16 protein-coding genes are annotated in these 22280 nt (G+C 38.7%); 4 read left to right on the top strand and 12 right to left on the bottom strand.

Annotated elements, in window-relative coordinates:
• Nucleotides 1–180 precede the first annotated feature (180 nt).
• The 8 genes from cydC to ACRPLQ_RS19865 form a co-directional block, all read right to left on the bottom strand.
• The gene (gene cydC / locus ACRPLQ_RS19900) at nt 181–1926 is read right to left on the bottom strand and encodes a thiol reductant ABC exporter subunit CydC (RefSeq protein ID WP_223546275.1); all 1746 of its coding nucleotides are present in this window, start codon (nt 1924–1926) and stop codon (nt 181–183) included.
• On the bottom strand, nt 1926–3638 hold the full coding sequence (gene cydD, locus ACRPLQ_RS19895; protein ID WP_099000257.1) for a thiol reductant ABC exporter subunit CydD: 1713 nt from the start codon (nt 3636–3638) through the stop codon (nt 1926–1928). Before cydD ends, cydC begins: the two co-directional genes overlap by 1 nt.
• On the bottom strand, nt 3638–4654 hold the full coding sequence (gene cydB / locus ACRPLQ_RS19890) for a cytochrome d ubiquinol oxidase subunit II (protein ID WP_432236252.1): 1017 nt from the start codon (nt 4652–4654) through the stop codon (nt 3638–3640). The genes cydD and cydB overlap by 1 nt, the downstream gene beginning before the upstream one ends.
• Nucleotides 4641–6047: a cytochrome ubiquinol oxidase subunit I gene (locus ACRPLQ_RS19885; protein ID WP_028411940.1), complete on the bottom strand. Its 1407-nt coding sequence runs from the start codon at nt 6045–6047 to the stop codon at nt 4641–4643. Before ACRPLQ_RS19885 ends, cydB begins: the two co-directional genes overlap by 14 nt.
• A 300-nt stretch (nt 6048–6347) precedes the next feature.
• Nucleotides 6348–6803, bottom strand: a complete 456-nt coding sequence (locus ACRPLQ_RS19880) for a threonine/serine exporter family protein (protein WP_013059882.1) — start codon at nt 6801–6803, stop codon at nt 6348–6350.
• A gap of 14 nt (nt 6804–6817) precedes the next feature.
• Complete coding sequence (locus tag ACRPLQ_RS19875) at nt 6818–7579, bottom strand: threonine/serine exporter family protein (RefSeq protein ID WP_013085528.1); 762 nt, start codon at nt 7577–7579, stop codon at nt 6818–6820.
• A 144-nt stretch (nt 7580–7723) separates the two neighbouring features.
• On the bottom strand, nt 7724–8734 hold the full coding sequence (locus ACRPLQ_RS19870) for a LacI family DNA-binding transcriptional regulator (protein ID WP_099331352.1): 1011 nt from the start codon (nt 8732–8734) through the stop codon (nt 7724–7726).
• Between the two features lie 95 nt (nt 8735–8829).
• A complete protein-coding gene (locus ACRPLQ_RS19865) occupies nt 8830–9606 on the bottom strand; it encodes an alpha/beta hydrolase (RefSeq protein WP_099000259.1) in 777 nt (258 codons plus the stop codon).
• 191 nt (nt 9607–9797) lie between these two features.
• Here ACRPLQ_RS19865 and ACRPLQ_RS19860 point away from each other — a divergent pair, with 191 nt between their 5' ends.
• Complete coding sequence (locus ACRPLQ_RS19860; RefSeq protein WP_048021674.1) at nt 9798–11183, top strand: sugar porter family MFS transporter; 1386 nt, start codon at nt 9798–9800, stop codon at nt 11181–11183.
• 273 nt (nt 11184–11456) lie between these two features.
• Here the strand turns inward: ACRPLQ_RS19860 and ACRPLQ_RS19855 are convergent, their stop codons facing one another.
• Nucleotides 11457–12701, bottom strand: coding sequence for a glutamate-5-semialdehyde dehydrogenase (locus tag ACRPLQ_RS19855; RefSeq protein WP_099331354.1), 1245 nt, complete (start codon nt 12699–12701; stop codon nt 11457–11459).
• The gene (gene proB, locus ACRPLQ_RS19850; protein WP_165635072.1) at nt 12698–13522 is read right to left on the bottom strand and encodes a glutamate 5-kinase; all 825 of its coding nucleotides are present in this window, start codon (nt 13520–13522) and stop codon (nt 12698–12700) included. The genes ACRPLQ_RS19855 and proB overlap by 4 nt, the downstream gene beginning before the upstream one ends.
• 253 nt (nt 13523–13775) lie before the next feature.
• On the opposite strand from proB, the gene cstA reads away from it, so the two are divergent.
• Together cstA and katA are read left to right on the top strand one after the other, a co-directional pair.
• Nucleotides 13776–15584 (top strand): carbon starvation protein CstA, encoded by a 1809-nt coding sequence (gene cstA, locus ACRPLQ_RS19845; RefSeq protein ID WP_014457699.1) that lies wholly within the window; start codon nt 13776–13778, stop codon nt 15582–15584.
• Between the two features lie 276 nt (nt 15585–15860).
• Nucleotides 15861–17321: a catalase KatA gene (gene katA, locus ACRPLQ_RS19840; protein WP_328172961.1), complete on the top strand. Its 1461-nt coding sequence runs from the start codon at nt 15861–15863 to the stop codon at nt 17319–17321.
• 325 nt (nt 17322–17646) lie between these two features.
• Here the strand turns inward: katA and ACRPLQ_RS19835 are convergent, their stop codons facing one another.
• Nucleotides 17647–19896 carry a sensor histidine kinase gene (locus ACRPLQ_RS19835; RefSeq protein ID WP_432236251.1) on the bottom strand — a complete coding sequence of 750 codons (2250 nt, stop codon included), beginning with the start codon at nt 19894–19896 and terminating at the stop codon, nt 17647–17649.
• Nucleotides 19874–20563, bottom strand: a complete 690-nt coding sequence (locus tag ACRPLQ_RS19830) for a response regulator transcription factor (protein ID WP_028411932.1) — start codon at nt 20561–20563, stop codon at nt 19874–19876. Before ACRPLQ_RS19830 ends, ACRPLQ_RS19835 begins: the two co-directional genes overlap by 23 nt.
• 250 nt (nt 20564–20813) lie before the next feature.
• Between ACRPLQ_RS19830 and ACRPLQ_RS19825 the strand changes: the two genes are divergently transcribed.
• Nucleotides 20814–22265 (top strand): alpha-amylase, encoded by a 1452-nt coding sequence (locus ACRPLQ_RS19825; RefSeq protein WP_028411931.1) that lies wholly within the window; start codon nt 20814–20816, stop codon nt 22263–22265.
• Nucleotides 22266–22280: the final 15 nt, after the last annotated feature.

Genomic DNA, 22280 nt, shown 5'->3' with positions numbered 1-22280 from the left:
AAAATAAACCGATGTTATACAGGAAGAAACAAACACTACCTTGTTTTACCACTTTTTCAAAAATGCTAAACGCCTCTCCCCTCTTTGAATCCAAGCTATTTTCCTTCGTTCGACACATATCTTACTCATGTTTGTCGAATTTCACTTTAGTATAAAATAGTAAAAAGCCTTTAGCTGCTGCTAAAGGCTTTTTGCCGGATGATCCAATTCATATAGCTTTTGATAGTGACTGTTCGTAGCAAGTAATTCCTCATGCGTTCCGCGAATGGCTATCTTTCCATCTTGTAGGAATAAGATTTCATCCATCTTTTCCATCCCAACTAAATTATGTGTAACCCAAATTAAAGTTTTGTCGTGAAGAGTTTCAAAGATAGTGGATAACAAACTCTTTTCAGTCACGGTATCCAACCCTGCAGTTGGCTCATCCAGCATAACAATTGGCGTACGCTGAAGTAGAACACGTGCTAACGCAATCCGCTGACGTTCTCCTCCTGAAAAGCGCTGACCTGTTTCGAGCATGGACGTTTGATATCCTTGATGCAAACCTTCCACAAGGGAGTGCATATTGACTTGCTTCATTGCCTCAATTACCTCTTCTTTTGTAGCCTCTTCATTAGCTAGTAATAAATTGTTTGCTACGCTTGTATTAAATAAATAAGGATTTTGATTTAATACAGAGATGAGTTTTGGTACATCTTCACGAACTTCAGCAACAGACTGACCGTTTAGTTGAACTGTACCTTCTGTAGGCAATAAGGAGCCTTGCAGCAGCTTTAACAGAGTCGACTTTCCAGCTCCGCTCTTGCCAAGAATCGCAATTTTTTTCCCTTGCTCGACTTGAAATGAAAGATCATGAATGACTGACTCTTCCTCATTGCTATAGCGAAAGCTTACATGCTCGACTTTTAAGCTAACCGAGTCCCATGAACCTTTGTAAGGTAGGGAAAGAGTATGTTTTTTCTTTTCATTCACAGATTCCCAGTTCTTTTCCATTTCCTGCACTCTATTTAATGACTCTTCAAATTGAGGAATTTTTTCTACTGCATTAGATACCGGCAGCAGTGCTTCAGATAAAGGAAATACTACTAAAATAAAAGCAGCAATAAAAACACCTGCAAGCTCTTTGTCTGCAAAAAGAGAAGCCCCAAACCAAATCATTGTGACAATTAAACCTGCTACAATAACTTGGCCAATCAATTCTCGGTAATACGTCCATAGTTTAAGCTTACGATCCATGCGGTCTAGCTCATCTTCTGTTTTGTTATACGAATGAAAAAATGACTGCTGCTGACCGCTTAACACCCAATCAGCAACTCCTAAAAACCCGTCTGTGACCTTAGCATATAACTGTGCTTTGCTTGATTTATATCGCTGATTGGCCGCTTTCATATGCCAAAGGGAAAAAAGCGGCATCACTACTACTAATAAAAATAAATAGATGGCAATCAAACATGCAAACTTTAGGCTAAAGAATCCTAAAGCTACAATCGAAATAACGTATAAAATAACAGCTGAGATTGTTGGAAGAATGGTACGCAAGAACAAGTCTTGTAAACTTTCAATATCTTCAGCGAGAACCGCTAAAACATCTCCCGTTCGATAGCGGGATGTAGCAACTAACGGTTCAATCAAATGATAAAGACGTGTACGCATCTTAGCTAAAATGCGAAGAATAAAATCGTGACTAACAAGACGCTCCGCATAACGAAAGGCGGCTCGACTTAAACCAAATGTACGCACAAGCACAATGGGAACGTACACCAGTAAGATTGTTTCTGGACGTAAGGAAGAAGCTGAAATCAAGTAACCTGATGTGAACATTAGCGCACAAGCAGAACCAATCGTTAACAAGCTTAGTAATAAGATAGAAAAGATACGATATTTATACGTTTTAAAGTAGGGCCATATCCAACTTTTATATTTCATCATATCTCCTCCTCTTCATGTAAAAATTGATAGTAAGCTCCTTTTTTTCGAATCAGTTCTTGATGATTGCCGACTTCTGCAACCTTTCCGTTCTCTATTACAACAATGAGGTCCATATCTTTCATCCAATGCAGACGGTGCGTAGCTAAAATAAATAACTTGTCTTGAAACATCGTTAAAATATCTTGCTTTAATTCATATTCCGTTTCAATATCTACTTGCGCCGTTGGTTCATCAAGCATAATAATAGGGCGATCGCTCAGAAACGCCCTAGCTAGGGCAATCCTTTGAGCTTGGCCGCCGCTAAGCTGCCGTCCTCCATCTCCTATCACTTCATTTTCCTTCTTAGGCATCTGTTGAATCGTAGATAAAAGTCCTGCTTTCGTTAAGGCATCTTCATAATCATAAGAACCGCCTCTATCCTGATAAAATTCAATATTTTCTTTCACTGTTCCATTAAAAATAAATGGGTGCTGAGGGATATACGTAATCTGCTTTTGCCAAGCATCTGAGCGTAAATCAACCGGCACGCCGTTTACTTCAGCAGACCCTTCTGTAAATTGTACAAAGCCGCTCAGTATATCAATAAGCGTCGATTTTCCAGCTCCGCTTTTTCCTATAATCCCAATTTTTTTACTTCCTTTAACATGAAGTGACACATCTTCAAGAGAAGGCGGCTGCTCTTCGTCATATTTTACGGTGATATGACGCAATTGAATTTCACTGTTTTCCGTCCAATCAGGAACATCTTCTTCTTTAGCCGACGGTTTTTCAGCCTGCTTTACAATCTTAATTAATGCATCTCCGGATTCTTTTCCGTCTAATGTTGCATGATAATCGTTTCCGACTTCCCGTATCGGCAGGAAGTATTCAGGCGCCAGCAATAAAATCATAAGTGCAGGCTCTAACGTCATCGAACCGTTCACTAGCCGCAAACCGAGCATAACAGCCACGATGGCTACAGATAACATCGTAAAGAAATCTAAAGCAAACGTAGATAAAAAAGCAATTCGGAGCGTTCCCATTGTCGCTTTTCGATAGCGGTCACTGACTCTTCCAATCGTTTCAGCATGCTCCTTACTTTTCCCGAGAAATGTTAACGTTTCTAATCCTCGAAGCGAATCTACAAAGTGATTGGACAGCACATGATACGTCTCCCATTGGCTATCTATTTTTTTCTGGGCAGCCAGTCCAAGTAAAATCATAAATAAAATTAAAATTGGCATAGTTACAAGCAAAATAATGCCTGAAAGCCGATCTTGATACCAAACGAAAGCGAGCACTAGCCAAGGTGTAACGCTGATGGCGGCCAGTTTAGGCAAAAACAGCTCAAGATAAGCGCGAAGCTTCTGTAGGCCTGTGGTGATGAGCGTCACCAAGTTTCCTGTCCCTTCATTTTTGGTAAAGCGCGGTCCGAGTGCAAAAATGCTTTTCATGACCGTCAAACGAAGTTCCTGAGTCGTTTTGACTCCAAATTGATATGCTGTTTTTTTCACTATAAAACTTACGATCTGACGAATCATAAAGGCAGACAAAAACAATCCGATTGCTTTTGTCTGCGAAGTTAAACTTTCACCATGAAAAAGAGCAGTAATTACTTCGGCAAGCCACTTAGCTTGAAAAATAATGGCTACACTTTGAATAGTAATAAGCCCTATTAACACGGCAAGAACCATTTTTATTCCGTTGTAAACCATTAAATTTCTACCCATTAGTACTCCATATGCTCCTTATGATCTACACGTTTTCTAAAAACGTAGTAGCTCCAAATTTGATAACCTAACACAAAAGGCAGTAACGCAATAGCAGCGTAAGACATAATTTTCAAGGAATAATTCCCTGATGCTGCATTATGAATCGTTAAACTATAGCTTTCATTGACTGAACTAACCAAAACGGTTGGAAACAATCCTGCAAATATAGAGGAAATTGATAAAATTAAAATTAAGCCAGACATAGCAAAGGCCCATCCGTCTTTTTTCCGTGTAAGGAAAAATCCTGCTAGTAAATACACGAAAATACCGATAAAAAATGTGTATAGCATCAAGCGGCTATGATTGCTGAATAAATTTGTTTCAAAAAACGTCATGCCTGAAAAAATAAGAAGCAGCAAGGCATTAACAGGCAAAAGCTTCATGGCAACTTTTCGTGAACGATCTCTAATGTCATCCATCGTACGGATCGTCGCAAAAATAAGTCCGTGCCATAAGCAAAGCATCGTTAGCGTCACGCCGCCCGTTATGGTATATAGATTCACAATATCCGAAAAGCCGGCATTCATTTGCATGTTGCGCTCAACAGGCAATCCTTTCATTAGTGCTGAAAATAAGATGCCGAAAATGAGCGGTGGAAAAAGACTTCCAAAGAAGATAACCCAATCCCACGCATTTTTCCACGCTTGTTTTTCAACTTTTCCTCGAAATTCAAATGCTACACCGCGTCCGATAAGCGAAAGCAACAGAAGAACAAAAAGAACATATGACCCGCTTAATAGCGTTGCATACCAGTTTGGAAAAGCGGCAAACATAGCACCGATTGCTGAAATTAACCAAACTTCATTTGCATCCCAAAAAGGACCGATTGTATTAATAAAAGCTCGTCGCTCTAAGTCGTTTCTTCCTAAAAAGTGAGACACCATTCCAATCCCAAAATCAAAGCCTTCTAAAAAGATAAAACCAACAAACAGAATGGATACTAGCAAATACCAGAATTCATTAAGAGAAAACATTGTATCCCTCCTTTGTAAACGGATCAGTTGATGTTACTTTTGTATGTGCTTCGTGATCGTGATCTGGACCTTTTTTAATTTCTTTAACGAACAAGAACACCATAATCACAGCTAAAATTAAGTAAAAGAACGAAAACGAGATAATAGAAAATAGCAATTCACCTGCTGTTACACCAGGAGACACGGCATCTTCGGTTTTCATATAGCCAAATACAACCCAAGGCTGACGGCCAATCTCTGTCATAATCCAACCTGCTGAGCTTCCAAGGAACGGAAAGGCGATGGCAATCGTCATAATACGTAAAAATAGTTTGCTTTCTTGAAGTTTTTTACGAGAAAGCAAGTACGTACCCCAAATGCCTAATGCACATAATACGCCACCTAGACCAGCCATAATGCGGAAACTCCAAAACGTTGTTCGAACGGGTGGAATATAATTTCCTTCTCCATATTTCGCCGTATACTGCTGCTGCAGCTCATTCATTCCAGGAACGGAGCCTGAAAACTTACCGTATGATAAGAAGCTTAATAAGTAAGGTATTTTGATTTCACTCGTATTTTTCTTTTCATCAGGGTGAATATTTGCTGTTACTGTCCAAGCACCTGGACTTCCGCTGTTTTCCCATAATCCTTCACTTGCGGCCATTTTCATCGGCTGTGTTTTAACTAAATATCCGGCCTGTTCATGCCCAGATAGTGCAATTCCTACACCTGAAACTAGCCCTACAAGGATAGCAACTTGAAATGATTTTTTAGCAAAAGCCACATGTTTTTTCTTCAAGAGCATAACAGCGCTGACACCCGTGATAAAAAAGGCGCCTGTTGCAAACGAACCTAAAATTGTATGAGGGAATTCGACCCACAGCTGACCGTTCGTTAACAATTTAAAGAAGTCATTCATTTCTAAACGGCCATTATTTAGCTCCATTCCGACCGGATGCTGCATAAAAGAATTAGCCGTTAAAATAAAGAACGCTGAAAAGATAGTACCTAGACTAACAAGCCAAATACATAGACAGTGCAGCCATTTAGGCAAACGATCCCACCCGAAAATCCACAGTCCAAGGAAAGTGGACTCCATAAAAAACGCGAGCAGTGCTTCAATAGCGAGCGGCGCACCGAATACATCTCCTACAAATCTTGAGTACTCTGACCAGTTCATGCCAAACTGAAATTCTTGTAAAATACCTGTTACGACTCCGACAGCAAAGTTAATCAGGAATAAGTGCCCCCAAAACTTTGCCATCTTTTTATACTGTTCATCTTTTTTTACTACGTACATCGTTTCCATGATCGCTACTAAAAAGACAAGGCCGATAGACAGCGGTACAAAGATAAAATGAAACAGCGTCGTTGATGCAAATTGAATACGTGATAGTATGACTGTATCCATCTTCTTTCTCCTTTCATATATAAGAACATTCATCATTTCCATAGATACTTTGCTCATTTCTGAGCATCTTTTACTTATATTGTGAAACATTGAGCATAACAATTCGAGAAATATGCTCAACATTTCACAAACATGTGTAATGTCTCTCTTTCTATTTACATAGTATAGTCTATTTTTTTAGCTGTGCACGTACATTTTTTGAACGTTTTTAGACTAAAACGTGACTTTCTTGTGACAAAAAAGGGAAGGATCTCTTTATTTTTTCATAAAAAAAGCACGCTCTGATTTGAGCTTGCTTCTCTACGGTCGATATTTTGCTTTCGCATTTAATTTAGATTGACGAATGATTTGGTTAATGACTTCAGAAAATACAATACCAATGGCAATTGAACCTGAAATCATAAAGGCTTTTGCTGCAAGACTAATCGCTTCATTATAATTATTTTCTACAAAGTTACGCATGGCATCGTATGCTGTTCCCCCTGGAACGAGCGGAATAATACCTGCTACGGTGAAAATAATGATCGGCGTACGATAAATTTTTGCGTAAATTTGACTAATAATAGCAATAAAAAAGGCCGATGCTACAGTGCTTGGAATTTCATCTACACCATAGAACGTTAGCAAATAGTAAATGAGCCAGCCAATCATTCCGACAAAGCCACTTTTTAATAATGATTCACGTGGAACATTAAAAATGATCCCAAACGCTGCTGAAGCAATAAAACTTGTAATTATCTGCTCTACGATATGCATATGATGCCTCCCTTCTATAGAAGCGTAAATACAATGGCAATACCTGCACCAATAGCAAATGCCGTCAGAAACGCTTCTGCTCCTTTTGATAATCCAGACAGTAAATGTCCCGCCATTAAATCTCGCACTGCATTGGTAATCGATAACCCAGGAACGAGAGGCATAACGGATCCAATAATAATTTTATCAATTTGCGTTCCTAGTCCTGAAGCGACTAAAAGAGCTGATAAAAGTCCAATAACTAACGAAGCGGTAAACTCAGCAAAAAAGCGAATCGGAATAAGACGGTGGAAATACACCACGGTTAAAAATCCGAGACCTCCTGAAAACATCGCTGGAATAAAGTCCGTCCATAAACCTTGAAACATGATTAAAAAGCATCCGCTAGAAATGGATGCAGCTGCAAGTTGAACCCATAGTGGAAAAGCTACGTTCGTTGCTTCAATTTCTTGTAGCATTTCATACGCTTCCTCCAAGGAGATGTTTCCTTGACTGATGGTTCTTGAGACGCTATTTACCATAGTTACTTTTTTTAAATCGGTCGTTCGTTCGGAAATACGAATTAACTTCGTTTTCGTCGGTTCTTTCGTTTCAAGTGAAAACATAATCCCTGTTGGCGTCACATAGCTGTGGGATTTTTTTATACCGTAAGACGCTGCAATCCGCATCATTGTGTCTTCTACTCGATACGTTTCTGCTCCGCTTTCTAACATAATTTTACCTGCTAGTAAGCTAACGTCCATAATTTCATATTTATCTAATTTTTGTTGTGTCATCAAATCGCTCCAAACATATTAAAGCTTGGTTTTTTCCCCTACAGCATACAGTGTATAAGAAAGAGGGAAGTGGACGCAATGGTTAATGCAAAAAAGTGTGGACTTTTTGTCTCACACTTTCAGGAATAGTATATACATTCCTTATCAATTCATACGTTTTGTGGTCTCACGCTCTACTAATACAGGTGCCATTTTATACTGTACCTGATCTATTTCTTGCTGACCCTGAATTTGCTGAAGTAAGAGGTTTACTGCTTTTTCAGCCATTTTTTCCATCGGTTGACGGATGGTTGTTAGCGGAGGTTGCGCTTCACTAGCTTCTGTAATATCATCAAACCCTATAACAGACAAATCCGCTGGAACGTGAAGTCCGTTTTGCCACGCACAGTGTATCACTTTCAGAGCAATGTAATCCGTAGCACAAATAAGCGCAGTTGGGGGCTCTGGATGATGAGCTAGCTCATTTATAAACTGATATAGTTCATCTGAGTTATTCATATCTTCTTTCACAAACTTTGCGTTTGCTGACGGTACATACTGATAAAACAGAGACAGACGGTGCTCGACTCCGCTTACAGCTTTTCCAACGAACCCGATATTCTTATGGCCAAGGTCCGTTAAGTGAGCAACAGCTAATTGTATTCCCACCGCATCATCTACATGTACAATTGGCCAAAGTGCAGAAGAGCCGTCTCCTGTAAGAGAAACGTAAGGCGTTTGATATTGTTTTAATACGTCTACAAACGGATGCGGAGCGGCTACATAATCTAATAAAATGACTCCATCAAACCAATGATTCATCATCACATTTAATTGACGCTCAGCCGTTGTTTCTTGGTAATCCGTATGTCCAATAAGAACGTCCATCCCTCGACTTTGAACTTGCTGCTGTACCTTTTTTAACAGCTCGATTAAAAATGGGTCTTTTAAATCTCTAATTAATATCCCGATAATCCCTGTTTTTTGGGCCCGCAGAGCTGCCGCAAATGGATTTGTCTGATACCCTAAATGAGCTGCTGCTTTTAGTACTTTTTGTTTTGTTTTTTCACTGATTTTAATTTTACCGTCTTTATTATTGAAGATTCTTGATACCGTAGCTAATGAAACACCCGCTTCTTTTGCTACTTCTGTAATCGTGACTTTTTTTCTCCCCATTCGTACCGACTCCTATTTCCTTTTAGTCTATCGACCAAGTAAACATTTTTCTTTATTATACTACTAGAAGTCGGAACCACCCAAAACTACCTTCCCTACTTTTCACTAAACAGCCACTTTAACACATCTTGAATTTTTTGATCCCAATATGCCCAGTCGTGACTTCCTTTTCCTTCTTCATATGTAAAACAAATAGGCTCTTGCTTACATCGCTCGGAAAAACGTTTATTTTCCTGATATAAAAAATCTTCCGTTCCACAGCATTGATAAATACGCGGAGTCACTTCTCCATAGCGCCGGCGATTTTCAAGCAGCCAGAAAAGATCATCCTCAGGTCTAATAACAGGCGGGATGCCAAAAATCAAAGGATAATCTAGGAACTGAACTTCCCCTCGCTCTCCAAGCCCTTCAATGTCCATCACTCCTGATAAACTGGCAGCTGCAGAAAATTGATGTGGTTTGCGAAACGCCCATTTTAAAGCGCCGTACCCTCCCATAGAAAGACCAGCCACAAAATTATCTTCTCTTTTTTCCGATAACGGAAAGAATGACCTAGCCAATTGAGGAAGTTCTTCTGTTACAAACGTCCAATACTTCTTTCCATAAGCCATATCTCTATAAAAGCTACGATCTACATTTGGCATTACAACTGCAAGTCCTAATTCTGATGCGTAGCGTTCAATCGAAGTTCTTCTCATCCATATCGTATGATCATCAGAAAGACCGTGTAATAAATAGAGCGTAGGGTGTTTCTCACTTCTTGTATTGGTTTGTAAACCAATCTGAGATTTTGTTTGCTGCGGTATCAAAACGTTCATTGAAGTACTTATTTGCAATACTTCTGAAAAAAAATCACATTGAATAAACGCCATATTTCTCTTCCCCCTTACTTTTTCTTCCCTATTGATTGATAACAAAACGTACATAATTCATATAAAAGTTAAAAAATAGTTTGATTATTTACAATTTTTAGTTTAACATAAAAACATCTTTTATGAAAACGTTTTACGTATAACGTTTTTTTAAATTAAAATAGTGAACGCGATTCAAAGGAGGAATTTATATGGGGATAGTAAAAGTAACTTCTGACGAGTATAAGGAGCAAAAAGGAAATCTATTTTTTGTTATTTTCATTTCATGTGCAGCTGCTTTTGGAGGGTTACTTTACGGCTATGACACAGCCGTCATTTCAGGGGCTATTGGGTTGATGGAAGTGCATTTTAATCTCAGTCCAACGATGGTAGGTTTTGTTGTATCCAGTTTGCTGCTCGGGGGTGCCGTTGGGGTACTTTCTTCAGGAAAACTGAGTGATCGATTCGGTAGAAAAGGTATCTTGCTTTTAGCAGCTTCTTTATTTATCGTATCCGCAATTATGCAAGCGCTATCTTCAACCATCTCTTTTGTGATTATTTCTCGAATTATTGGAGGGCTAGGCATTGGTATGGCCTCCGTTCTTTCTATTACCTATATTTCTGAAATAGCCCCTCCGCACATGCGCGGCCGCTTAGGCTCTCTTTATCAATTTGCTGTTGCCGTTGGGATTGTTTCTGTCTATTTTGTAAATGACTACATTTTATCTATTGGGGAAGACGCATGGCAGAATTCCACAGGATGGCGCTACATTATCGGTGCTTCTGGGATTCCAGCTCTTTTATTTCTTCTTATCCTTTCTCCTGTTCCTGAAAGTCCGAGGTGGCTAGTAAAAGCAAACCGCACTGTAGAAGCTATGGACATTTTAATTAAAATCAATGGTACACACATTGCACGCCAAGAGCTGTATCATATTGAGCAATCGTTAAAAGAAAATCAACCGGCTTCTCTTTCGCTTTTTAAAGAGGCAGGCCTTCGAAAAGCGTTGCTTATTGGTATTCTACTTGCAGCCTTTCAACAGCTTGTCGGAATCAATGCCATTATTTATTACGCCCCGCAAGTTTTTGAAGCAGCTGGAGCTAGAGGAGATTTATCGCTCCTTGTTACGTCTATGATTGGTGTAGCTGCCTTTTTAGGCGTTCTTTGTTCCATGTGGCTTATCGACCGGATTGGCCGCAAAGCTTTATTACTTATTGGCACAGCCGGTATGGCCGTTACGCAGCTTCTCGTTTCTTTTGGATTTCATTCACAGGGTACTGAAGGCTTGACTACTAGTTTACTTATTGTTTTTTATTTATTTCTTTTTAATATTTCTATGGGACCTGTTGTATGGGTTGTGATTTCTGAAATTTTTCCTAATCATGCGAGAGGCTATGCAATGTCTATTTCTACCTTTTTCTTGTGGATAGCTAATTGGTTTGTGTCTCAGTTTTTTCCTATTCTTTGGAACAAAGCTGGAGGATCTTTTACCTTTTTATCTTTTATGATTATGTGTATCGCTTCATTTTTGTTTATATGGAAGTGGGTGCCAGAAACAAAAGGAAAGTCACTTGAAGAAATTGAACATATATGGAAGTAAGGGAAGAGGTTGGGGTATAACTAAATGAATCCAATCTAAAGAAAAACAAATGGGATACATGAGCTAAACGGCTTATGACACCGTAGTTGATTTCCGTGCAAGACTTCGCTTTCCGCGGGAGTCTTCATCTCGCCCTCCAATCAACTACTAGAAGAATTTAAACAGATGAAAACTATGTTCACCCTAACAAAAAAACCGAACCACTAATCAAAAATTTTGATCAATGGTTCGGTTTTACTTTGTCTAAAATACTTTCGTCCCAGCCTCTTCTTTTTATCGAATTTGTCCATCTCCGTAAATAATATATTTTAATGTTGTTAATTCCTTTAATCCCATTGGTCCACGCGCATGAAGCTTTTGTGTACTAATTCCGATTTCTGCCCCGAAACCAAACTCTTCTCCGTCCGTAAACCTCGTCGAAGCATTCACATAAACAGCAGCTGAATTAACGCGCTGTAAAAAACGCTGAGCATGAGCATAATTTGTTGTTACAATCGCTTCAGAATGATGTGAACTATGAACATTAATATGGGAAATCGCTTCATCGATGTCATCTACGATTTTAACTGCCATGATGAAATCCAAATATTCTTTCTTCCAATCCTCATCCCCTGCTGGAACAAGATCTGGAACGATTGTGAGCGCACGTTCATCACCGCGTACTTCTACATCTTTCTCTCGTAGCGCTTGAACAATAATCGGCAAAAATTCATGAGCCGCCCGTTCATGAATAATCAGCTTTTCGGCTGAGTTGCACACCGCTGGACGAGATGTTTTTGCATTAATGACAATACTGGCTGCCATGTCACGGTCATATTCTTCATCAACATAAATGTGGCAGTTCCCGGTTCCTGTCTCAATAACAGGAACCGTTGCATTTTTTACCACCGCTTCAATTAAACCAGCACCGCCTCGAGGAATTAATACATCGATATATTCATTTAGCTTCATTAACTCCAGTGCTGTTTCTCTCGACGTATCTTCAATAAGCTGTACGCTATGCTCAGGAAATCCTGCACTTGCCGCAGCTTGGGATAATACAGAAACAATCGCTTGATTCGAATGAAATGCCTCACTGCCTCCGCGCAAAATAACCGCATTTCCTGCTTTTAAGCATAAGCCTGCTGCATCACATGTAACGTTTGGACGCGCTTCATAAATAATTCCTATGACACCAATAGGTACACGCTGCTGCCCAATTTGTAAGCCATTTGGTCGTTTGGCCATAGACAGCACTTCTCCTACCGGATCTGCAAGCGCAGCTACTTGGCGCAGGCCGTCTGCCATTCCATGAATCCGCTCTTCATTTAAAGATAGGCGATCCAACATCGCTTTTGACGTGCCTTTTTGAACGGCTTTTTCTACGTCTAATTTATTTGCTTTTAAAATCGTTTCTTGTTGATCCAATAAAGCAGCCGCCATTTTATAAAGTGCCTGCTGTTTTTGTTCGCTCGTTACATTTCCTAAGAAATAAGAGGCTTCTTTTGCCTGCTTTCCTTTAAGCTGCAATTCACTCATTTCATTACTCCTTCAGCTTGTTTTAAGAATAACGTTCCAATTTCTTGGCCTTCAATAATATCTCGCAAAATACTTGGTTCTTTCCCATTTGCTAGGATTAAGCTCACGCCTGCACTTGTAGCTGTTTTAGCAGCAGTCAGCTTTGTGACCATTCCGCCTGTTCCAACGTCAGTTCCACTATCTCCAGCAAAATTCTCAAGCTCCGGCGTGATGCCATCTATTACTTTCATTAATTTAGAGTTAGGGTTTTTTGTGGGATCTGAATCAAAGAAACCGTCAATATCAGATAAAATAACAAGTAAATCTGCGTGAATCAAAACTGAAACAATGGCGGATAAATTATCGTTATCTCCAAAACGCACGATGTTTTCAATCTCATCGATGGCAACTGTATCGTTTTCATTCACAATAGGAATCACTTTGTCTTCAATTAATTTTTCAAACGTGTTCACAACGTTATTGCGCACATGTTCATCTTCGATTACATCTTTTGTTAACAGTACTTGACCAACAATGTGACTATACTCACCAAAGAATTTACTATAGATATGCATAAGCTCACACTGCCCGACAGAGGCTGCTGCTTGTTTTTCTCGAATAGAAGTTGCCTTTTCTTTTAACTTTAGTTTTTTTACTCCCACTTGAACGGCACCTGATGTAACAAGCACAACTTCTTTTCCTGCATTCATTAAATCAGATAACACACGCGCTAGTTTTTCAATGCGTGCTAAGTTAATATCTCCGTTATCATAGGTCAACGTAGATGTCCCTACTTTGACTACGATACGCTTGCTATTTTGTAACTCTTGACGATGGTTCACTCATTTCATCTCCCTAACTAAAAACACCTAAATGCGTACTAATTTTTTTAAAAATTATAGCAGAGATTATGTGAAAAGTCTTATAGTTTTTCAAAGGGAATTTGAACTTTCTAATTTTTTAAATAATTAAGGGAAAAACTGGTGATAAAAGCGCTTTCTTCTTTTATAATGAAAGTTGTAAGGGGAACACACAATTACATAACGTTGTGTAGTAGTACAAACATCAGACAACTAAGGGATAGGGGGATTTGTAATGAATGCGGTTACGATTGTTATTGGATCTATCTGTATTTTAATGATTGCGTATCGGCTTTATGGAACATTCATGGCTGTTAAGGTCTTGAAACTAAACGATGCGCAAAAAACGCCGGCACATGAGCTTGAAGATGGAAAAGATTACGTGCCAACCAATCGATGGGTAACATTTGGTCATCACTTTGCAGCTATTGCAGCTGCGGGTCCGCTTGTTGGACCTATTTTAGCAGCTCAGTTTGGCTATTTGCCCGGACTGCTCTGGCTTTTAATCGGAGCTGTAATCGGAGGAGCCGTTCACGATGCAGTTGTGTTATTTGCATCTATGCGCCAAAAAGGCCAGTCGCTTTCAGAAGTGGCTAAAAAAGAGCTAGGACCCGTCGCTGGTTTTTGTACAGGTTTAGCTATGCTTTTTATCATTACCATTACAATGGCCGGTTTATCTATGGTCGTGTTACACGCCCTTGAGAAAAATCCTTGGGGTACATTCGCTGTTGGAATTACCATTCCGATCGCAATGGGGGTAGGTATTTACCACAAAAAAACAGGTAATTTAAAAGCGGCTTCTACCGTCGGCTTCATTTTAATTTTAATCGCCGTATTTAGCGGTCCTTATATTCAAGGAACAGCTTTAGGAGATTTTTTAACGCTAGATATTAAAACACTTTCAATTATTCTTCCCGTTTATGCATTTTTTGCAGCGGCCTTGCCCGTTTGGCTGCTTTTAGCACCTCGAGATTACTTAAGCAGCTTTATGAAAATTGGTGTCTTTATCGCGCTGATTGTAGGCGTGTTTTTCGTAAATCCAGCAATTCCATTTCCTGCAGTTACTGAATTTATTCACGGAGGCGGCCCTATTTTAGCAGGACCTGTGTGGCCGTTTATTTCCATTACGATCGCCTGCGGTGCTATTTCTGGCTTCCATGCATTTGTTGGTTCAGGAACAACCCCTAAGATGCTCGATCGTTGGAGTGACATTAAAGTTGTAGGCTTCGGCGCGATGTTAGTCGAATGCTTAGTAGGAATTATGGCATTAATTGCCGCAACTGCTTTACATCCTGGAGACTATTTTGCAATCAACTCTACACCTGAAGTATTCAAAACGCTTGGCATGAACGTAACGGCTCTTCCTCAGCTTAGCCAAGAAATTGGCCTAAACTTAGAAGGCCGTACAGGCGGCGCTGTTACACTGGCTGTAGGAATGACGTATATTTTCACGGAAATTCCTTGGTTCAGCCACCTGTCTTCTTACTTTTTTCAATTCGTTATTATGTTTGAAGCAGTGTTTATTTTGACTGCTATCGACGCGGGTACACGCGTTTCCCGCTATTTAATTCAAGACTTTTTCGGTGAATTTTATAAGCCATTGAAGCGAGTAGACTGGCTTCCTGGGTCCATTTTTGCAAGTGCCCTAGCCTGTTTTATGTGGGGATACTTATTGTTCTCAGGAGATATTGGCTCAGTTTGGGCGCTGTTCGGCGTATCGAATCAGTTAATGGCATCCATTGGTTTAATTATTGGTGCAACCGTTATTCTTAGAATTGCAGATAAGCGCTCCTATATGCTTACTTGTCTTATTCCACTAGCCTACCTTTACGTAACGGTTAACTACGCGGGTTATTGGATGGTTAAGAATGTGTATTTAAATGAAGCTGCGGCAGGTTACAGCATATTAAATGCGACTCTTTCAATCATCATGCTTATACTCGGTCTCATTATTATGATTGCCGCGATTCAAAAATGGACGCAGCTCTGGCGCACGCCTCAGGCTGAACTAGCGGCGAAAGCAAACTTATCACAAAATATATAAAACGAACACGCTTGCTTATATAAGCAAGCGTGTTTTTGATATGGTAATAGCCGGTCAAAATAATTGCACACCAGGCATTTTTATTATTAAACTAAATATACTATACAGAAAATTTTTAAAATAGTTCGTACACTTCACATGCTTATAACCCCCACTGATTACATCTCAAAATTAACACTTTAAATTATAATAATTATAATTTAGTATTGATTTTTTATTTAAAAATGTTATTATTATTTCTAACATAATAAAATTCAAATAAGAGGTGGTTCTAAGATGACAACAAACAAGAATAACTTAACGACTAGTTGGGGATCTCCGGTTGGAGATAATCAAAATTCGATGACCGCTGGTTCACGCGGACCTACTTTAATTCAAGATGTTCACCTTTTAGAGAAATTAGCCCATTTTAACCGAGAGCGTGTTCCTGAACGCGTCGTACACGCAAAAGGCGCCGGTGCCCACGGTTATTTTGAAGTGACAAACAATGTTTCAGCCTATACAAAAGCAGCTTTCCTTTCTGAAGTAGGAAAACGAACACCTCTATTTGTTCGCTTTTCAACAGTAGCTGGTGAAAACGGCTCAGCAGATACCGTTCGCGACCCTCGCGGATTTGCTGTTAAATTTTATACAGAAGAAGGCAACTACGACTTAGTCGGAAATAATACACCTGTATTTTTCATCCGAGATGCGATTAAATTTCCCGATTTTATTCATACACAAAAACGCGATCCACGCACGCATTTGAAAAACCCGACGGCCGTGTGGGATTTCTGGTCTTTATCTCCTGAATCTTTGCATCAAGTTTCTATTTTAATGTCTGATCGCGGTATCCCGGCAACGTTACGCCATATGCATGGATTTGGCAGCCATACATTTAAATGGGTTAATGCCGAAGGAGATGGCGTTTGGGTAAAATATCACTTTAAAACAGAGCAAAGCGTGAAAAATCTGTCTCCAGACGTAGCCGCAAAGCTAGCTGGTGAAAATCCAGATTATCATACTGAAGATCTATTTAATGCCATTGAAAAAGGCGATTTCCCTTCATGGAAGCTGTACGTTCAAATTATGCCATTAGAAGACGCTGATACGTACCGCTTTGATCCGTTTGACGTAACAAAGGTTTGGTCACAAAAAGACTATCCGTTAATTGAAGTAGGTCGCATGGTCTTGGACCGAAATCCAGAAAATTATTTTGCCGAAGTGGAGCAAGCTACATTCTCACCTGGAACGCTTGTACCGGGAATTGACGTATCACCTGATAAAATGCTGCAAGGTCGACTATTCGCATACAGCGATGCACATCGCTACCGCGTGGGTGCTAACCATCAAGCGCTACCTATTAACCGTCCGCGCAATGAAGTAAATAACTATCAGCGTGATGGTCAAATGCGCTTTGACGATAACGGCGGCCGTTCTGTTTACTATGAGCCAAACAGCTTTGGCGGTCCGACAGAATCTCATGAAAATAAACAAGCGGCATACCCTGTTTCAGGCGTTGCCGATAGTGTTGCATATGATCATAACGACCATTACACGCAAGCAGGTGACTTATACCGCCTCCTAAGCAAAGACGAGCGTACACGACTAGTTGCAAACATCGTTGAAGCTATGAAGCCTGTAGAAAAAGAAGAGATTAAACTGCGTCAAATTCAGCACTTCTACAAAGCGGATCCAGAGTATGGAACACGCGTTGCAGACGGTTTAGGATTGTCTGTTCCGCAGCAAGTAAAATAAAGATATCAGTTTTCCCAATGAGAAAATAAAGGTATTTTTCTCATTTTAGATTTTCGTTTTTTCTCAATTAGTTTAACATTTTATCACTAAATAAGTATCCATATTTTATGGATACTTATTTAAATTCTTGTAAAAAGAGGAAGGGATGAAGAAATGGTTGGACAAGAAATAAGATGTAATCAGTGTCATAGAGAAATAAAAGTACTAAAGCACAGTACACTTTGCGGTTGCGGAATAAAATTACGAACGCTAAAAAAAGAGAAGCAACCAGCATAATGAGGTTGCTTCTCTTTTTTACTAGATATGCTGTTTATATTCACTCACATTAAAGAGTAATCGTTACTTTAAATAAATCTCCGTCAATTTCAATATTCAATTCTCCTCCGTGCAAATCAATAATTGACTTAGCAATAGCTAAACCAAGTCCAGAGCCATCGGTTTGTCTTGAGGCGTCCCCTCTTTTAAATCGTTCAAACAGCTCGTCTGCCTGCTCATTTAACTCATATTTACTTACATTTTTAAACGTTAGTTTCACTTGTTCGTTTATTTCTTGAACAGAAATATAGACACGCGTTTGTTCAAGTGAATATTTCAATATGTTCTCTATCAAATTGTCAAATACTCTCCAGAATTTTTGACCATCTACAGTAGCAAATATCGGCTTTTGGATAGATTGAATACGAAATTGCAGAGTTGAATCTTTAATTGCTTCATCATATTCAGCTAAAGCCTGATGAAGAAGCTGATTAATATCAATTGTGTCTTTATGCAATTCTACATTTCCACTTGCCATTTTTGATACTTCAAACAAATCATCAATAAGTGTCTGTAAACGTTTTGATTTACGGTCAATAATTTCAACGTAAGCATGTTGTTCGTCCCAAGTAAGATCTTGGGACTTTAGCAACGCTGTATATGTCATAATAGAAGTCAAGGGTGTTCTTAAATCGTGACTGACGTTGGTAATTAACTCTGTTTTCAAGCGTTCACTTTTAACTTGAACATGCTGAGATGTTTGAATTTGCTGCTGAATATGATTTATATCTATCGCTGCTTGAGTTAAAGCTGATTTTCCTTTGATAGGTAACGGCTCTTTCCACTCAGCTGTGGCGATTTGATTAATGGAAATAATAATTTTATTTAAATAATTAATTCGTAGCATAAGCAGTATCAAAGTAACCACTCCTATAACACTGCCGACAGCTAAGTATAGTATAGACACTTGTTCTACAAACATAGATCCACTGGTCAATAAAGCTGCAACAGCAAATACCGCAAAAACTAAAAGCAGTACTACAACCATTATATACATGCCAATATGTCTGATAATAAAAATAGATTGAAGAAAATAAATGACTTGATAAACACACGTTCTGTTATATTCTTCTTTTATATCATCTAGTGTGCGCATACGCTGAAACAGTAAAAATACTTGAAGTACCCACAGGCAAATAGCTATGGATATAGCTATCATATAAAAGAAAAATGTAGCAACATGCTTATATGATTCTAATAAAGAAGTTGGATAGCCGTTCAGAACTAGACTTAATGTAAAAAATGAGTACAAAAGAAAAACAATTATACACATATCTAAAGGTACTTTTTTATCAATCCTCTGTACGGCGGTTTGTCTTGTTATTTCTTTTAAACGTCCGGTTATTGTTTTTTTATAAATAAAGTAAACTATTAACAGAGCTATTATTCCTGACAATGCATACACGAGAAATACTACATTTTGGTGATGAAGATAGTTATATTCATCAAATAAAGAACTACTGAAAGCTTCTTTTTCAGGAACAGCAATCATACCCGTAAACTTCTGCTTTAAATACTGGGTTGGAATCTCTGAGTCTGTCTCACTGCTTAACAATGAATTTTTATATTCATCTAGTTGAAACACAAGGGGTGATTGAGCTGAATAGGTATGTTTATACAACATATTTTTTTGTTTTACTAATTGATTAACGTTTTCCTTGCTTGCATTTTGGATGTTCGTATATATTTTTTGTGTGTTTCTATCTTTCAAATAATACATGATGTCTTTTTTATATTGAGATAATGGTTTTTGCCGATCAAAAGCTTCATCATAAATTCTCGTTATTTCGAATTCTTTATTTTTTGCTATTTTTTCTCGAACAAATTGATCATCTTGAAACTTTTTTTGAATGTTTTTAACTTCTAGATCCCGCTGCTTTACATAGGCATCTTCAACTTTTTTACTCTTTGCTTGCTTAGCGTCTTCTATTTTTTCTTCATATTTATCGTGTACGTTTTGTATTTGTTCCGTTAAGTTTCCTTCTGCATATCGATACGACTCAATTTCTTCTTCTGTTATCGTATTTGCGTTAACGGTATTTTTATTCTTGGATGTCAATTCTAAGAGGTAAAGATCATTTGTAAAACGATCTATTTCTTTTTGGAAGTCTTCTGATTTTACATAGGTACTTTTTTGTAAGTAGTTTGCTTTTACTAGGTTATGCATGCTGCCAATAGAAGAAATGGTTGCTCCTAAACCAAATAAAAACAAGATAATACCTATAGCTGAAATAACGCTATTTTTCCATTTTATATCCAAGTCCCCACACAACCTTTACATATCTCGGATTTTTTGGTTCAATCTCAATTTTTTCTCTTATTTTTCTAATGTGCACTGCTACCGTATTTTCTGCGTTGTAGCCGGGTTCATTCCATACGCGCTCATAAATATCATGTATGGAAAAAACTCTTCCTGCATTTTTCATTAATAATTCTACAATTTTATACTCAATGGGAGTGAGCTTAATGAATTCCCCATCAAGAGTGACGGACTTAGCCTCAATATCAAGTACAAGACCTCGGATATTAATCGTCTTTGTTTCTTCATAGGTACCTAATGTCACATATCTTCTTAACTGTGATTTAACTCTTGCTATCAGCTCTAATGGATTAAAAGGTTTTGTCACATAATCGTCTGCTCCTACCTGCAGACCAAGCACTTTATCGGCATCTTCGCTTTTAGCACTCAGCATAATAATCGGGATATTTTTTTGTTCTCGAATTTTAAACGTTGTTGAAATGCCGTCTTGCCTTGGCATCATAATATCCAGAATAATCAAGTGAACTTTTTCTTTATTTAGTATCTCTATGGCTTCGATTCCATCTTTGGCCGTAAAGACTTTAATACCTTCATTTTTTAAATAAATAGCAATACCATTGCGGATTTCTTGCTCATCATCTACGACTAAAACCACATATTCGTTCATTGATTTCTCACACTCCTTTCAAAAGTATATCATGGGTCATTTCGTCTATGGGTTTTATTGTAAACTGCATTTCTTAAGAAAAAAGAAGGGGGAATCTTAAGATTTTCTTAAGCATCATATATTGAAAAAGGTTTAAGGAATAGGGATAACAGGAACGTTAAAAGAAAAAATATAATCAATTCCTCATTTGATTCTAAAGAACTATCCGTGAGCGATTATATCTTTTTATTTAAAAGGAGGATGATTTAACTTGGAACGGAATCATACAATTATGCAATTTTTCGAATGGCATGTGCCAGCTGATGGCGAGCATTGGAAACGCCTCAAAGAGCTCGCTCCTCAACTAAAAGAACAAGGAATTGATTCCGTGTGGATTCCCCCGGTTACAAAAGGTGTTTCATCAGAGGATAATGGCTACGGCGTTTACGACTTATATGATCTTGGCGAGTTTGATCAAAAAGGAACCGTTCGTACAAAGTATGGAACCAAGCAAGAGCTGCATGAAGCAATTGATGCCTGTCATAATCACGGAATTAATGTCTATGTTGATATTGTGATGAATCATAAAGCTGCAGCGGATGAAAAAGAAACCTTCCACGTCATTGAAGTAGACCCCATGAACCGAACAGAAGAGATTTCTGAACCCTTTGAAATTGAAGGGTGGACAAAGTTTACATTTGAAGGGCGCGGCGATCAATATTCTTCTTTCAAATGGAACTTTAATCATTTTAATGGCACTGATTACGATGATAAAAACGGAAAAGAAGGTGTGTTTCGTATTGCCGGGGAAAACAAAAGCTGGAACGAAAATGTTGATCAAGAGTTTGGCAACTACGATTATTTAATGTTTGCGAATATTGATTACGACCACCCTGAAGTTCGAGAAGAAATGATCAAATGGGGAAAATGGTTAGCAGACACCCTGCAGTGCGACGGTTACCGATTAGACGCCATTAAACATATTAACCATGATTTTATTAAAGAGTTTGCTCACGAATTGTCCTCTTCTCAAGAAAAGCCATTTTATTTTGTGGGAGAGTTTTGGAATCCAGAATTAACAGCCTGTCAGGAATTTTTAGACGTTATTGATTATCAAATTGATTTGTTTGACGTATCGCTGCATTACAAACTGCATGAAGCCTCTCAGCAAGGAAGAGATTTTGATTTAACCACAATTTTTGATGATACATTGGTTAAGACTCATCCGTTGAATGTTGTCACATTTGTAGATAACCATGACTCTCAGCCAAATGAATCTTTAGAATCTTGGGTAGAAGATTGGTTCAAACAAAGTGCTTACGCTCTAATTTTACTTCGTGAAGACGGCTATCCTTGTGTATTTTACGGAGACTATTTTGGGATAGGCGGAGAGCATCCAATTGAGGGAAAAGAAAAAGATATTTCTGCTCTCTTGCACGTACGCTATGACAAAGCATACGGACAGCAAGACGATTATTTTGATCACCCGAATACCATTGGATGGGTAAGGCATGGTGTAGAGGAATTTGAGAAGTCTGGATGCGCTGTGGTGATGTCAAACGGCGAAGACGGCGAAAAGAGAATGTTCGTCGGCGAACACCGAAGCGGACAAACGTGGATCGACTTCACAAAGAACCGAGAAGACCAAGTTGTGATTGAAGAAGACGGCTACGGACACTTCCCTGTAAATGGCGGCTCTGTATCCGTTTGGGCTGAAGCATAAAAAAACAGTGGCCTG

The organism is Priestia sp. TRN 1309 (assembly GCF_050846875.1).
Classification (GTDB): Bacteria; Bacillota; Bacilli; order Bacillales; family Bacillaceae_H; genus Priestia; species Priestia zanthoxyli.
Note: the sequence above shows the minus strand (reverse complement) of the source record. Positions and strands in the feature narration are given on the sequence as shown.

Coding starts and splice junctions, on each gene's coding strand:
- cydC (WP_223546275.1), bottom strand. CDS start 1,926: ATGAAATATAAAAGTTGGATATGGCCCTACTTTAAAACGTATAAATAT.
- cydD (WP_099000257.1), bottom strand. CDS start 3,638: ATGGGTAGAAATTTAATGGTTTACAACGGAATAAAAATGGTTCTTGCC.
- cydB (WP_432236252.1), bottom strand. CDS start 4,654: ATGTTTTCTCTTAATGAATTCTGGTATTTGCTAGTATCCATTCTGTTT.
- ACRPLQ_RS19885 (WP_028411940.1), bottom strand. CDS start 6,047: ATGGATACAGTCATACTATCACGTATTCAATTTGCATCAACGACGCTG.
- ACRPLQ_RS19880 (WP_013059882.1), bottom strand. CDS start 6,803: ATGCATATCGTAGAGCAGATAATTACAAGTTTTATTGCTTCAGCAGCG.
- ACRPLQ_RS19875 (WP_013085528.1), bottom strand. CDS start 7,579: ATGACACAACAAAAATTAGATAAATATGAAATTATGGACGTTAGCTTA.
- ACRPLQ_RS19870 (WP_099331352.1), bottom strand. CDS start 8,734: ATGGGGAGAAAAAAAGTCACGATTACAGAAGTAGCAAAAGAAGCGGGT.
- ACRPLQ_RS19865 (WP_099000259.1), bottom strand. CDS start 9,606: ATGGCGTTTATTCAATGTGATTTTTTTTCAGAAGTATTGCAAATAAGT.
- ACRPLQ_RS19860 (WP_048021674.1), top strand. CDS start 9,798: ATGGGGATAGTAAAAGTAACTTCTGACGAGTATAAGGAGCAAAAAGGA.
- ACRPLQ_RS19855 (WP_099331354.1), bottom strand. CDS start 12,701: ATGAGTGAATTGCAGCTTAAAGGAAAGCAGGCAAAAGAAGCCTCTTAT.
- cstA (WP_014457699.1), top strand. CDS start 13,776: ATGAATGCGGTTACGATTGTTATTGGATCTATCTGTATTTTAATGATT.
- katA (WP_328172961.1), top strand. CDS start 15,861: ATGACAACAAACAAGAATAACTTAACGACTAGTTGGGGATCTCCGGTT.
- ACRPLQ_RS19830 (WP_028411932.1), bottom strand. CDS start 20,563: ATGAACGAATATGTGGTTTTAGTCGTAGATGATGAGCAAGAAATCCGC.